Annotated in this window: 11 protein-coding genes; 5 read left to right on the top strand and 6 right to left on the bottom strand. The window is 61.0% G+C overall.

Annotated features, from left to right (window positions below; genetic code table 11):
• Positions 1–87 precede the first annotated feature (87 nt).
• Entirely contained in the window at positions 88–2,175 is a 2,088-nt protein-coding gene (locus OHL14_RS19830; protein WP_263381109.1) for a hypothetical protein, read from the top strand.
• 413 nt (positions 2,176–2,588) lie between these two features.
• Here OHL14_RS19830 and OHL14_RS19825 read toward each other — a convergent pair whose 3' ends face one another.
• Together OHL14_RS19825 and lepB are read right to left on the bottom strand one after the other, a co-directional pair.
• Positions 2,589–4,274, bottom strand: a complete 1,686-nt coding sequence (locus OHL14_RS19825; protein ID WP_263381108.1) for an AsmA family protein — start codon at positions 4,272–4,274, stop codon at positions 2,589–2,591.
• Between the two features lie 21 nt (positions 4,275–4,295).
• Positions 4,296–5,111 carry a signal peptidase I gene (lepB, locus tag OHL14_RS19820; protein ID WP_263381107.1) on the bottom strand — a complete coding sequence of 272 codons (816 nt, stop codon included), beginning with the start codon at positions 5,109–5,111 and terminating at the stop codon, positions 4,296–4,298.
• A 189-nt stretch (positions 5,112–5,300) separates the two neighbouring features.
• Here lepB and ahcY point away from each other — a divergent pair, with 189 nt between their 5' ends.
• Positions 5,301–6,737, top strand: coding sequence for an adenosylhomocysteinase (gene ahcY / locus OHL14_RS19815; RefSeq protein WP_263381106.1), 1,437 nt, complete (start codon positions 5,301–5,303; stop codon positions 6,735–6,737).
• Positions 6,738–6,842: 105 nt separating this feature from the next.
• Here ahcY and OHL14_RS19810 read toward each other — a convergent pair whose 3' ends face one another.
• The 4 genes from OHL14_RS19810 to OHL14_RS19795 form a co-directional block, all read right to left on the bottom strand.
• Positions 6,843–7,616, bottom strand: a complete 774-nt coding sequence (locus OHL14_RS19810; RefSeq protein WP_263381105.1) for a DUF4397 domain-containing protein — start codon at positions 7,614–7,616, stop codon at positions 6,843–6,845.
• A gap of 587 nt (positions 7,617–8,203) precedes the next feature.
• Positions 8,204–8,521 (bottom strand): ComEA family DNA-binding protein, encoded by a 318-nt coding sequence (locus OHL14_RS19805; protein ID WP_263381104.1) that lies wholly within the window; start codon positions 8,519–8,521, stop codon positions 8,204–8,206.
• A gap of 497 nt (positions 8,522–9,018) precedes the next feature.
• The gene (locus OHL14_RS19800) at positions 9,019–9,720 is read right to left on the bottom strand and encodes an ABC transporter ATP-binding protein (protein WP_263381103.1); all 702 of its coding nucleotides are present in this window, start codon (positions 9,718–9,720) and stop codon (positions 9,019–9,021) included.
• A gap of 47 nt (positions 9,721–9,767) precedes the next feature.
• Positions 9,768–10,181, bottom strand: coding sequence for a hypothetical protein (locus tag OHL14_RS19795; RefSeq protein WP_263381102.1), 414 nt, complete (start codon positions 10,179–10,181; stop codon positions 9,768–9,770).
• A gap of 307 nt (positions 10,182–10,488) precedes the next feature.
• Here OHL14_RS19795 and acpS point away from each other — a divergent pair, with 307 nt between their 5' ends.
• The 3 genes from acpS (at position 10,489) to OHL14_RS19780 (ending at position 14,340) form a co-directional block, all read left to right on the top strand.
• Positions 10,489–10,866: a holo-ACP synthase gene (acpS, locus tag OHL14_RS19790; RefSeq protein WP_263381101.1), complete on the top strand. Its 378-nt coding sequence runs from the start codon at positions 10,489–10,491 to the stop codon at positions 10,864–10,866.
• A 177-nt stretch (positions 10,867–11,043) separates the two neighbouring features.
• Positions 11,044–12,129 (top strand): MlaD family protein, encoded by a 1,086-nt coding sequence (locus OHL14_RS19785; protein ID WP_263381100.1) that lies wholly within the window; start codon positions 11,044–11,046, stop codon positions 12,127–12,129.
• A 93-nt stretch (positions 12,130–12,222) separates the two neighbouring features.
• Complete coding sequence (locus tag OHL14_RS19780; protein WP_263381099.1) at positions 12,223–14,340, top strand: M13 family metallopeptidase; 2,118 nt, start codon at positions 12,223–12,225, stop codon at positions 14,338–14,340.
• The last annotated feature ends 193 nt before the right edge of the window (positions 14,341–14,533 follow it).

Genomic DNA, 14,533 nt, shown 5'->3' with positions numbered 1-14,533 from the left:
TGGGCTTTAGCCCCGGAGGGCATGGCTGCATGCGCCAGAGCAACCACTCGGCGTCACCCCTTTCCCGGCAACAGGAGATCTGCTCGATTGAACCGCACGCACCGCACCCTCGTCACCGCCTTCATCCTCTCCGGATGCACCCTAACCCCCTTCGCCCAATCAGCGACCCCGCAGCAGACCACGCCCCCCGCGACAGCTCCGGCCAGCCCCGAATCAACTCCCGCCGCCCCCGCGACCACAGAACCAGGCCAACCTAACCCCCACGGCACCATCCTCTTCGAGCGCCACTCCGACCCCGCAGCCGCGCCCGCTGACTCCCCCGCCCAGCCGCCAGCCGCCAAAGCTCCCGCCGCTACGGAAGCCACCCCCGAGCAGGACAAGCTCTCCGGCTCCGCCCTCTCCGACGAGCAGCGCGCGGCCCTCACCGTCACCGCGTACGACCTCGACGCCCGCCTCATCCCCGCCAGCAGCCAGCTGGAGATGCACGCCCGCCTCACCGTACGCAACGACTCGGCAGCCCCGCTCTCCCACCTCGCCCTACAGATCTCCTCGTCGCTCACCTGGCAGAGTGCTACCCTCCTCGGCGCGGCCCGCGTCCCACTGACCATCGTCCAGCACCTGCTCGAAACCGACACCGATCACACCGGCAAAGCCAACGAGCTCGTCCTCGACCTGCCCGCCCCGCTCGCCCCCGGTGCCTCGCTCGACCTCGACACCCTCTACGCAGGCCTCATCTCCGTCGACGGCACCCGCCTCGAACGCATCGGCGCCACCCACGACCAGGCCATCGCCGCCGACTGGGACTCCATCACCCCCACCGCCACCTCCCTGCGCGGCTTCGGCAACGTCCTCTGGTACCCGGTCGCCTCGCCGCAGTTCTTCCTCGGCGACGGCGCCAAGCTCTTCCAGGCCATCGCCGCCAACCGCCTCCGCGAAGAGTCCGCCACTGTCCGTCTCCGCGTCGCTCTCGAGTACAAAGGCGACCCACCCACCGCCCTCTACTTCTGCGGTCTGCGCCGCCCCCTCGTCGCCGTCTCCGACGACAGCGATGCTCCCGTCGCTGTCGGCAACGGCATCGCCTCCGCTGAGTTCTCGGCCGCACCCCTCGGTTTCCGCCCACTTAGCCTCTTCGTCGTTGAACACCCCGAGGCCCTCATCGCCGCGACCGGCCCATCTAGCAGTTCCACCTACAGCACCTCCGCCCCTGCGCCCGACACCGACAAGCTCCTCGCCATCGAAACCTCGGACGACGCCGCCATTCCGCGCCTCGCCGATGCCGCACAAACGCTCACCCCGTTCCTTCAGCAATGGCTCGGCCCGCATCCTCTCTCCCCGCTCACGCTGATCGACCACGACGGCCAGCCCTTTGAAGACGGCCCGCTGCTCATAGCTCCCATGGCCGCACTCAGTTCCTCCTCGTCCACCACTGCGCTGCTCCACAGCCTTACCCACGCCTGGGTGCAGACAGGTCAGCCCTGGATGGACGAAGGTCTCGCCCAGTTCCTCACGCTCGTCTACACCGAGCAGACCCAGGGTCGTGACGTAGCCAATGCGGCCTTGCAGGATCTGCTGCGCCCGCTCGCTCTCGCCGAACCCGCAGCCGACATCCTCAGCGCAGGCACCGCCGGACAGCCTCTCATTGCAGCCTCCGACGAGCTCTACTATCGCCGCAAGGCCGCTGCCATGTGGTGGGCACTCCGCTCCATTACCGGCGACCAGCCTCTCCAGATCGCCCTCACCACCTGGCGCTCGCAGGCACCTTCGCACGACACCCCGCTAGCCCAGGCCACAGCCTTCCAGCACCTCATCGAGCAGACCAGCCACAAGGACCTCACCTGGTTCTTCAACGACTGGGTCTTCCGCGACCGCGGCCTGCCGGACCTCACCATCGCCGCCGTCGAACCGCGCCTGCTCGAAGCGGGCAAGGGCCATAACACCGGCTGGCTCGTCGCCGTCACCGTCCGCAACGAAGGCGCTGCCGCCGCGCAGGTCCCCCTCACCGTGCGCGCAGGCGACGTCAGCGTGACTCGCACCATTCACATCAACGGCCTCAGCAGCACCACCGAACGCGTCGTCATTGAAGCCCGTCCCACCCAGGTGCTCCTCAACGGAGGCACAATGCCCGAACTCCGCGAGTCCAACCACATCCTCAACGTCACCGTGCAGGGCCAATAACCAACGCCGCAACACTCCTTAGTGTCATTCCGTAGCGCAGCGAAGGAATCTGCATTCTTCCCACGATGCGTGCCCATCTCTTGTCATCCCGCAGCGCAGCTTCAACGCGATGCCTAGCGGAGGAGCCTTACATCGACACAGCAAGGCGCCTGCCCAGGCGTGGCTCAAACATCTCTCGGGAGCCTCTGATGCAAGTTCCGCTTTGAAGGGTACGGGCTTCAGCCCGTACGTTGAAAGCCGCCATAAGATTGGCGGGCTTCAGCCCCGGAGGGAACGAATCTTTGAGGCTGGATGATCTGAATCAGAGCTTTCTTGGCTCGTCCACTCTACGCTCCAAGCTGAACAGACACCCCGCCAACCCCAAGCGTCCTTCGCGTTCAAGCCCTTGCCGCAGCGATATGCGAAGCACGAGCCTACCGCCGTCTCCGCGGAGCCGCCACCACCGCAGCCTCGCTGCACGTCTGCGTCCCGCCCCACACGCGAGCACACGTCACATTCACCTTCAGCGGCTTCTCCTGCGAAGCCTTCGCATCCGCCAGCTCTGGCACGGCCGCATTCAAACCATCGCCAAACGGCGGCAGTATCCCACGTAGCGACGTCAGCTGCGCCACCGTCGTCGTTCCCGCCAGCCGCAGCGAATACCCCTGCATCGTCGCCTCACCCGCAAGCACCAGCGGAGCCGCCTTTGCCGCGCTCACCGTCAGCGGCTGCAGCGCAATCTGCATCTGGTTCGCGACAAACGACAGCGTCTGCGGCGCATGAGCACCTACAGTCGCATCCCCCTCAGCCGCATGGAGCTCCATGTGAAACTCGCCCTGCCATCCAGCCGCCGACTCGCTCGCAGGCACATACACCACACTGCCAGACGTCGTGCCATGCGTCGTCAGTGCCGCTGGCACTCGCTGCGAAAACAACCGCGCCCAGTCCATCACATAGCTGTTCGCCACGTTCGTCATGCCGAGCCGCAGTCCGTGAACCCCGTGCTCCGCGCTCTGGACCTCCTGCAGCTCCGCTGTGTCGGCAATCGCCACCGCCTGCCCCGCGACCTTGCTGCCCTCTGGCACAGGTGTTGGCAAAGCGCACGAAGGACTCTGCACAATCGCATTCGGCATGTTGAAGCTGCCGTTGCATTCAATGTTCACGTTCAGCGTCTTCCCAGGAACAAAGTCCGCGCGACGCAGATCGTTCAGGTGAATCCCCGCAATCAGCTTCGCAGCCTTCAACGGCCCGAACAGCGTCGCATCGGCGTTCAGCGTGCCGCGCCACCCTGCATCGCTACCGGTCATCAGCTTGCTCGCCTCGCCCAGCGGAGCGTTGTGCCAGCTCATCCGCAGATCTACCGGAACCTCGCCCATCGTTGCGGCGCGCTGCAACTGTCCTTCCAGGCGCATCGTCCCCGAGTCCGAAACATTCGTGTCCGTCCGCGTCGGTTTGCCCACCAGCCGCACCCGCCACTGCTCTGCGGACGGCAGCCATAACGCAAAGTCAGCCTCGGTCAGCGAAAAGGGCTGCTTCTCATCGCCCAGCTTCACATTCACGCGACCGTTGGTCGCCTCCACATATGGAAACCGTGGTGCCGGTCCTGCCGTCACCTGCTCCGTTGGAGCCGCATCCACCTCAGCCGCATGCATCAACAGACTCTGCAGGTTCCACTCACCCTGCGCATTGCGCACCAGGTTCAGCGTCGGCCCTGTGCCGAAGTCGTCCACCTGGAATCGTACCGACGACACCTCAATCTGCCGCCGCCACAGCGAACTGGGACGCAGCGTCACCAGCACCTTGTTCGCGCGAATGATCGGCTCGTTACCGAACGTCGGATCTTCACTCACCACCAGGTTCTGCAGCACAAAGCCAGGAATCGGCAGCATCTGCAGCGTCACATTGTCCAGATGCACCGGCCGCCCCAGGCTCGCGCTCATGCTCGTCGCAATTCGCCGACGCAACCGGCTCACATTCAGCAGCGGCGGTGTCAGCAGCAACAGTAGTACCAACACGACGATGCCGCCAATCCACAGCAGACGCGCGCGCAGCCGGGACGGCCTTGCCGCCTCGCCCTCGTGCGCGTCGCTATGTTGATGCTGTTCGGTGCTGTCCATCATTCTGGTGTGCCTGTCAGCCTACTACCGAATGACGTGGAAGGTGCGGCTCCAGCGGGTTCCGCTGAAGATATGAGTCACGACATGGACAAAGTACGCCGCCTTATCCCCAAGGCTCGTCTTGTCCTCCTCATCCGCAGGCTGATCGAACGACCAGTACACAAACATCGGCCGTCCCAGAATATTCTTCATCGGCACAAAGCCCCAGAACCGGCTGTCCAGGCTCTCCGTCCGGTTGTCGCCCATCGCAAACACGCTGTCCGGCGGCACCACGATATCGTCGCCCTGGATATGGCTCGCGATCTCCTCCGCCCACATCGAGGCGTTATTCTCCGTCGACGCCTCCTGAATGCCATGCAGGTCCGACGGAAAATCATCCCGATACGGCAGATAGGCATTCTCCGGCTTCGCATTATCCCGAGGCTGAAGTGCGTACGGCTCCTTCTGCGCAATCCCATTGATATACACCACGCCGCCCCGCAGATGTATGTGGTCGCCCGGTAAACCAATCGCGCGCTTCACAAGAATGATGTCCGGAATCGGATCAAGCCCCGCCGGCTTGTAGAAGACAATCACATCCCCATGCTGCACCGGCCGCTGATGCACAAACGGCGCCCACGCCGTCTTCGGTGCCAGCGTCACACGATCCACCACCAGGTGATCGCCGATCAGCAGCGTATTCATCATCGACCCCGAAGGTATCTCGAAGTTCTGAAAGATGAAGCCCGTGACAAATAGCCACAGAACCAGCACCGTATAGATCGACGCCAGCGCCTCAAGAGGCGTCTCGTTCTGTTCAACAGCCGCTTCGGAGACGGTAGCTTCTGGGTTTGTGCTCAAGACGCGGGAATCTCCTGGCCGAAAGTGGCAGCTCTGTCAGTGTACCTTGCCCCGCCACCTTTGCTTCATCGAAGCTTCTGTCCATCCCACGTTGCAGCATCAACGTATCGAGGTCAGAAAGATGCTCTCCGGGCTCATCCGCCTTCAACCCGTTTGATATCCTGAAGCTCGCTAGATAAGGAGACACACGTGGCCACCGCAACCCTGCCCGAAATTAAGACCCTCCCCTACAAGGTCGCCGACATCACACTCGCCGACTGGGGCCGCAAGGAACTCACCATCGCCGAAGCCGAGATGCCCGGCCTCATGTCCATCCGCCGCAAGTACGCGCCCAGCCAGCCCCTCAAGGGCGTTCGCATCACCGGCTCGCTGCACATGACCATCCAGACCGGCGTGCTCATCGAAACCCTCGTCGCCCTCGGCGCGACCGTGCGCTGGGCCTCCTGCAACATCTTCTCCACCCAGGACCACGCCGCCGCAGCCATCGCTGCCTCCGGCGTTCCTGTCTTCGCCTGGAAGGGCGAGACCCTCGAAGAGTACTGGTGGTGCACCGATCAGGCCCTGCGTCACGAAGGCGGCCTCGGCCCCCAGCTCGTCGTCGATGACGGCGGCGACGTCACCCTCCTCATCCACAAGGGCTACGAGCTCGAGCATGGCGAAAAAGAGTGGGTCGACGCAGAAGCTCACTCCACTGAAGAGGCGGTCATCAAGAAGCTCCTCAAGGCCGTGCACGCTGAAGACCCCACCCGCTGGACCCACGTCGTCAAGGAGTGGCGCGGTGTCTCGGAAGAGACCACCACCGGCGTTCACCGCCTCTACAAGATGCTCGAAGAGGGCAAGCTCCTCGTCCCTGCCATCAACGTGAACGACTCCGTCACCAAGTCCAAGTTCGATAACCTCTACGGCTGCCGCGAATCGCTCGTCGACGGCATCAAGCGCGCCACCGACGTTATGGTCGCTGGAAAGGTTGCCGTCGTCTGCGGCTACGGCGATGTAGGCAAGGGTTCTGCGGCCTCGCTGCGTGGCCTAGGCGCTCGCGTCATCGTCACCGAGATCGACCCCATCAACGCCCTCCAGGCCTCGATGGAAGGCTACGAAGTCACCACGCTCGAAGACACCCTCGGCCGCGGCGACATCTACGTCACCTGCACCGGCAACCTGGACATCATCACCTTCGAACACATGTCGAAGATGAAAGACCAGGCCATCGTCTGCAACATCGGTCACTTCGATAACGAGATCCAGATGGCCGAGCTCGACGGCGCGAAGAACGTCACCAGACTCAACATCAAGCCGCAGGTCGATCAGTACACCTTCCCCGACGGCCACGCCATCTTCATCCTCGCCGAAGGTCGCCTCGTCAACCTCGGTTGCGCCACCGGCCACCCGAGCTTCGTCATGTCCAACAGCTTCGCCAACCAGACCCTCGCACAGCTCGACCTCTGGGCCAACAAGGACACCTACAAGGTAGGCGTCTACGTGCTGCCCAAGAAGCTCGACGAGGAAGTAGCCCGCCTCCACCTCGAGAAGATCGGCGTCAAGCTGACCACCCTCTCGCAGAAGCAGGCCGACTACCTCGGCGTCTCGCTCGAAGGCCCCTACAAGCCCGACCACTACCGCTACTAAGCAAACAGAGTGGGTAGTCAGTAGTGATTAGTGAAAAAGCGAAGGCCCCCGACAGACCTCGGGGGCCTCAGCTTTTCACTCTGGCCTTCTCACTCCTCCACCGCTTCACTCCACATCCACCGCAACAATCGCCCCCACCGCCGGCGTCAGCACCCCCGCCGGCAACTGCGAAAGCGTATCCGGAAACGGCCTTGCCGCTGTAGGCGAATCGATCAAAAATACCGTCCGCACCGAGCCCGACGCATAACTCAACTGCGCCCCACTCAGCAGCGTGGCCGACGACGATGTAGGCGACGTTCCCGCCGGTGCCACCACCACCGCATACGTTCCCGCTGGCAGCTGGAGATAGCCGCTGTCCCCTCCCAGGCTGAGGTTCGTCACCAGCGGCGTCGTAAACGCCAGCTTCCCGGTTCCCGGCACCAGGTACACATCCACCGCCCCCGGTCGCGTCACTTGGTCGATCAATCTCACCGCAATCTGCCCGTTCGGCGCAGCCTCCGTCTGGTCCAGATACAGCGTCTGCTGCATCCCCGCCGCAATGTTCCCCTCCACCGCCGTATATTGCCGCCCGGCCAGCAGCATCATGCTCCCGGAGGCCAGCGTCTGGCGCGAACCTGACCGAGCAGCCGACAGCGTATACGCTCCCGGCTGCATAGGCATATAGCTCGTCATCATCCCAAAGCCAAGGTTGTAAGCCAGGCCCGTGTTGTTCTCATAACTGTCCACGCTGCCCGCATCCGGCGAGGCATCGATCACCCGTAGCTGCGCCGAACTGCCGGCCGTCAACTGGATACCCTGGCAACCCGATAGCAGCGCAGCCGCAGCTACTCCCGCCGCCACACGCAACACCACCCACCGGGTTGAAAAAGAGACGGTCATAGATCAAGAGCAGAAGCGATGGACCAGAAACGAGCTTCCAACAAGCCTACCGAAGTTTGCCGCCTTCGGGAGAGACGTCGAAGCAAAGATCGCATCGCCACATCTCTCAGATCCGCCTTCGGGAATCCTTCGCGCGGCAAAAGGGTTGTATCGAAGAAAAGTTTTTTCTTCCTACTCACCACTCCCACAGCCAACTCCATGCGCTCGCCGTGCGGTGTGCCCTCTCAGATTCGTATTCGGTCCTTCTCGCCCCAGCTCTGCTTTTGCTCAAAAAAACAGCCTCTCGCCTCAACGGACGAGGTCCAGAAGAAGCGAGAGGCTAGCTCTCTCTTGCTATGTTTGAAGCTTACTCCAGTGGAGCGCTTCCAATCATGACTATAGTCATAAAACGGGTATTGTGGCAGGAATATATGTGGACTATAGAAGGAATTTGGAGTAGTTCGCTGTGCGATCTATTCTTTGCCGGTGCCCCATTCACACCGTGGAATCGCAACCGCCCTTGGGATCTGCAGAAAACTCCGCCTCCGCACCCGGCTACGTCCAGGCGCGATCGGCGGAGTTCTCAGCGAAGAATTTCTTGAAGCTGACTACTTCTGCTTGGCGATAATCTGCGCTTGGATCTTGTTATATGTGGCCTGCGGAAGGATGCCCTTCGAAACCAGCTGCGTCTTCGCCGTATAGGGACGGCCAGCAATGATCTTCGCCGAGTACACCTTACCGATGCCCGGCAGCGCTGCCAGTTGGTCCGCCGTCGCGGTATTGATGTCCAGCAGCATAGGTGCACCCGGCGCCGGAGCAGACAAGGTCACAACGGCAGGAGCGGCAACCGCAAAAGGCTGAGCGATCGCAAACGTAGTTGCAGTAGCAAGGGCGGCAAGGGCGAGGATGCGGCGAACGGCGTTCATATCGAAAAAGTCTCCTGGCAGAAATAGCGTTGCTGGTTGCCAAGCATACTGCGTCCCGAAGCTGTGTACATCTTAATTTCATACTCCTCAGCCGCCGGGTGCCGCATCTTCGCGACGGCTGTATCGTCGCTAAGGGGGGCATCGCGCGCGAGCGCGACCGCCAGCCTCGGAAGCGGGCTTGGGATGCCCCCGTCCATGAACGTTTGATCGTGATCACGGGAGCCCGAAGCTTGCCTCACCCCGAAATCCTGTCAAGCCCCCAGGCACCCCTCGAAACAGAAATCCCCAATAAACACGCGGGTTTTCACACACAAATCAATTGCATGTTTACCCCTCCGCATTCGCTATACTGGAAATAGAGAACAAAGAGAGCCTCTAACGGCATAAACCGTTGCGGCTCTCTTCTTTTTAGACTCGGCTCCTGACGCCTTGCGTATCGACTTAACCAGCCTCGAATGAAGACTTTGGATACCTAAGTCAGGGGGGAGGGGGGTGACCTAAACCACCCGCCGACTCCCTTGCTCTATGTGCGTGATCTGCCCATCCCGCATATGTAGAATCCGGTCGGCGATACGCGCCGCTTCAGGGTTATGCGTAATCATCAGCACCGTTTGGTTCATCTCGCGGCTGGAGTTCTTCAGCATCTCGAGCACCGCATCCGAATTCTGTGTGTCGAGATTGCCTGTCGGTTCATCCGCCAGCAAAATCGCCGGGCGCGTAATCAGCGCACGCGCGATCGCCACGCGCTGCTGCTCGCCTCCGGAAAGCTCGTTCGGACGGTGCTGCAAACGACCTTCGATCTTCAAAAGCTTGCTGAGATGTTCCATCAGCGCCTTATCGAAAGGCTTGCCCGTAGCTGCAATGTCATGAGCCAGCTCGATATTGGCAGCGGCGGAGATCGTCGGCAGCAGGTTGAAGCGCTGGAAGACAAACCCAATCTGTGAACGCCGCAAACTTGTGCGCTGCGCATCGTTCAAACGGGAGAAATCCTTACCCTGAATCGTCAGCGAACCGTGCGTTGCCGAAGTTAAGCCGCCCAGAACGTAAAAGAGAGTGGATTTGCCGGATCCCGAAGGTCCCACAATCGCGACAAACTCGCCAGGGTCTACGCTGAAGGTGACATTCCGCAGAGCTGGAACTTCAAGCTTGCCGGAGCGATACGTTTTGCCGAGGTTTTCCGCTACGATGATGGGCTGCATAGACTTCCTCAGTCTATCCCACCCGAACTCTCCCAGCGGACAGCGCCTTAGGCAAGGCCCGCTGAAATGAAGCCCATCTCCTCCGGCTCGTCGATCAGGAAGCTCATCTCCATGCGGATCGAGACGGTGCGCGTCGCAATGACTGCGTCCTTGCGATGGCGACGCAGCGTACACAGCCAGGTCAGCGCTTGGTGACTGTCACGCGGCATCTCAATACCAACGCTCACCAGACCACCGTAAACTTCATCCGCCGCGCCCAGCATGGCGCCAAAGTAAATCTCCACCTGCGAGTCCGATGTAGCGCGGCGCGACTGCACCCAGCAGCCGCACGCGTCCATGGCCTGCAGCAGGTCGCTGAGCACCATGGAGCGATCACCATAGCTTACGCAGCGCAGGTCAACGCGCTGCGACGGTTCACTGGGAGAGAGCAGAGAGGCATAAGGAAGCGGTAAGGAAGTCATGGCTGCAGTCCAATCTTGAGATCGTCGATCAGGCCCTGATACACGCCGATCAAAGGGAGCCCGAACGCAGATCACATCAGAAAACGTTGTAAGGTCCGGTTCGTCCCAGCCAGCAACGCTTAAACTCTGATTGTCATACGTCTGTTCCTTCCGCGGTATACACCGCGACGCTCTTGCTATACCCCTAAAGAGGCACCACACCGTACACTTACTGCTGAGAAACGGATGGCCCGATAGGTCGACGAGCGATGTTCTTCGATGCGAGAAGTTCTGTTAGTCAGACTGCGGTACCACCGGAGGAGTTGCCTTGATCTTGGGAGTTGGCACCGATCTGATCGAGATCGAGCGCATCCAGCACAGCTACGACCGTTTCGGCGAGGGCTTCCTGGCCCGCGTCTACACCCCCGGTGAGATTGCGTACTGCATGGCCCGAAAGAACTTCGCCGAAAGCCTCGCCGCGCGATTTGCTGCCAAAGAAGCCGGGGCCAAAGCGCTCGGCACCGGCATCAGCCGCGGCGTGAACTGGCGCGAGTTCGAGGTGCGCCGCCAACCGGGTCAGCGCCCTGAACTCTTTCTGCACGGTCGAGCCGCTGAGATCGGTGCCCGGATGGGCATCAAGAAGATGTCTCTCAGTCTCTCTCACTCCCGCACTACCTCTATCGCCATTGTGGTGGCGGAGGATTAGTTCGAATGGTTCGTGCGTCTAAGCAGGCCGCACAGACATCTCATATGGCACGGCAAACCCGAGACATTCGCTGGCTCCAGCACCAAGTCAGCGGCTGATACGATGGAGCCACGCACGAGAAAATCAGTTTGCGCGATGCCGACGCGCAGAGAGCTTGCAGGGTCAAAGGGGAAAGCTATGCCGAGTCAGCAGGAAGTGAAGTGGTCGCAGCTGAAAGTGGGCGTAATCGTGTTCGTCTCGGTTACCTTGCTGTGCATCCTGCTCTTCGCCATGACCAGCGCCTCCGGCATGAGCGTCTTCAGCCACAAGATTATCGTTCACACCTACTTCGACAACTCCGGTGGATTGAAGGTCGGCGCCCCTGTAGACCTCGAAGGTGTAACGATCGGAGAGGTCACACATGTGACCATCGCGACGGATGCCGCCCATAAGTTGACACCAGTCAAGGTCACGATGAAGATCGATCCGAAGTACCAGGTCGACGTCCACAAAGACACAACGGCATCGCTATCAACCGTTGGCGTGCTGGGCGACACCGTACTTGACCTGAACAGCAAGCAGGCGAACGGCGCATCGATCGAAACCGGCGATGAGCTGCACACTGCTTCCTCCGGTAGTCTGAACGACTTCATCAAAACCGGTCAGGGCACCGTGCAGGACGCCGATGAGATCGTGAAGAAACTCGGCGTGATCGAGGACGCCATCATCTCGGGCAAGGGAACTGCAGGCAAGTTGATCGGCGACCCGGCGCTCTACAACAAGCTGGACGATACGGCCGCTGAAGTCCGCAATCTGGTGGCAGCGATCAACAGCGGCAAGGGCTCGATCGGCAAGCTGACCCACGACGACGATTTATACAACAAGCTGAACGACACGGCGACCAAGCTCGACACGATTGCGACCGACCTGAACAGCGGCAAAGGCACGGCGGGCAAGCTGCTGAAGGACGAGTCCCTGTACGACAACCTGAACTCGACCCTGAAGCACGCGAACTCGCTGATGGCTGAGGCCGATGCGGGTAAAGGCGCGCTCGGTTTGCTGACCAAAGACCCGGCCTTCGCGACGAAGTTGAACAATACCGTCACGAAGCTCGATGTGCTGCTCGGCAATGTGAACAGTGGCAAAGGTTCTCTCGGCAAGTTTGCTACAGATGACCGTGTGTACAACAACCTGGACAATCTCCTGACCTCCAGCAACGACCTGGTAAAGGCCGTCCGTCAGGACCCGAAAAAGTACCTCGAGATTCACCTGCGGGTCTTTTAGGCCAGTGAAAACGTATACGCCCTAAAGCTACATATCAAGCGGGCTGACGGGTATCGTTACCTCCAGAGCCACTTTTCTTGAACCAGGAGTCTTATGCGCACCTTTTTCTTCGCGTCCGCCATGGTGGCGGCGAGCGTTGGCTTTTTTGCAGCCAATTGTTCCGCCCAGAACCTGCTCTCCGATGACAGCATCAGCCTGCCCGGCATGGCGGATGTCCCGACTGCGGCTCCGAAGAAGCCGCTGATGTTCGACCTGACCTCGGTCGATAAGACCGTCGATCCTTGCGTCGACTTCTACCAGTACGCCTGCGGCAACTGGCGCAAGAACAATCCTATTCCGTCCGACCAGGTCCGCTGGGGCCGCTTCAACGAGCTCGCCGACTACAACAACTACTCGCTCTACAGTGAGCTGAAGGCCGCTGCCGATAACCCAAAAAGCCCGCTGCAGAAGCAGTACGGCGATTACTTTGAAGCCTGCATGGATACCACAACTGTCGATAAGATCGGAGCGAAGGCTCTGAAGCCGCAACTCGACGCTATCGCCCAAATCCGCTCGATCCACGACCTCGCGGAGTACAACGCAAAGCAGGACCGCCGCGGCGGCTCGGCGTTCTTCAACGTCGGCATCCAGCAGGACCAGAAGGACAGCTCACAGCAGATCGCAGGCACCGGCCAGGGCGGACTTTCCTTGCCTGACCGCGACTATTACCTGAACCAGACGCCGCGCTACAAGAAGATCCGCGAGCAGTACATGGATCACATGCAGAAGATGTTCGTGCTGCTGGGCGATACCCCGGAGCAAGCACTGCTCGAGGCCTCAAACACCCTCTGGATCGAGACAGAACTCGCGCGAGGCTCCATGGACCGCGTGGAGATGCGCGATCCGGCCAAGCGTTATCACGTCATGACGGTGGCCGAGCTCGAAAAGCTGAGCCCCGACTACAACTGGTCGGTTTATTTGAAAGACATCGACCTGCCCGCGAAGACACTCAACGTCAGCTCTCCACAGTACGTGACGACGGTCGAATATGAGTTGCAGCACGGTACGCTGTCGGCCATCAAGAGCTACCTCCGCTGGCACGCCGTCCACGGCTCGGCAACGCTGCTGAGCAAACCCTTCGAGGAAGAGAACTTCGACTTTTTCAACAAGACACTGAACGGTCAGAAGGAAGAGCAGCCGCGCTGGAAGCGTTGCACCCGCATGACCGACCAGGCGCTGGGCGAAGCTGTCGGGCAGGACTGGGTCAAGCAGAACTTCCCGCCCTCCGCCAAGGACAACATGGAAAAGCTCATCAAGGCTCTGGAGGCCGCGATGGCTGCCGACCTGAAGACGCTGCCCTGGATGTCGGACGAGACCAAGGTCGAGGCTCGCAAGAAGCTCGACGCGATTACCGACAAGATCGGCTACCCCGACCACTGGAAGGATTACTCGTCCATAGAGGTGAAGCGCGACGACTTGCTGGGCAACGTAACGCGGGCTGGCGGCTATGAGCGCAAGCGCAATCTCGCCAAGTTCGGCAAGCCAGTCGATCCTACCGAGTGGGGCATGACGCCGCCGACCGTGAACGCCTACTACAACCCTCCGCAGAACAACATCAACTTCCCTGCCGGCATTCTGCAGCCGCCGTTCTATGACAACAACCTGGATGCAGCGGTGAACTTCGGCGGCATTGGCGTCGTGATCGGCCATGAGATGACCCACGGCTTCGACGATCAGGGCTCCAAGTACGATCTGCACGGCAACGTTCGCCAGTGGTGGACGGATGAGGACAAGAAGAAGTTCGAAGAGCGCACCGAATGCACCGCCAAGGAGTACGACGGCTTCGAGGTCGCACCCGGTCAGAACCTGAACGGACATCTGACGCTCGGCGAGAACACGGCAGACAACGGCGGTATCCGCATCGCCTATCAGGCGCTGATGCAGGTGCTGAACAACCCCACGGCGATGAACGAGAAGACCGAGCCGCTGAAGATCGACGGCACTCGGGACGGCTACACCCCGGCACAGCGGTTCTTCCTTGCCTTCGGTCAAATCTGGTGCGAGAACAAGACGGAGCAGGCCGCCCGCGTGTCGGCCAAGACGGATCCGCACAGCTCAGGCGAGTGGCGCGTCAAGGGCACCGTGCAGAACTTCGACGAGTTCGGCAAGGCGTTCGGCTGCAAGGTCGGCCAGCCGATGATGCCCGCCAGCGGGGGCTGCCGTACCTGGTAACCACCCTTCGTAGCCAGCAACAAAACGCCCCGGAGATATCCTCCGGGGCGTTTTGTTGCTCTGGGGCTGCCCGATGGTCCTCATTAACCCCCCTGCCATCGAGTTTTTCTAGGGCAATTTTCTAGGGCAATCTGCTACCCCACCGCCCTTTGCCAGAGTCCAAGGGGTAACTTTCCGTAACCGGCTGCAATCG

This window comes from Granulicella paludicola, assembly GCF_025685545.1.
In the GTDB taxonomy this organism is placed as follows: Bacteria; Acidobacteriota; Terriglobia; order Terriglobales; family Acidobacteriaceae; genus Granulicella; species Granulicella paludicola.
Note: the sequence above shows the minus strand (reverse complement) of the source record. Positions and strands in the feature narration are given on the sequence as shown.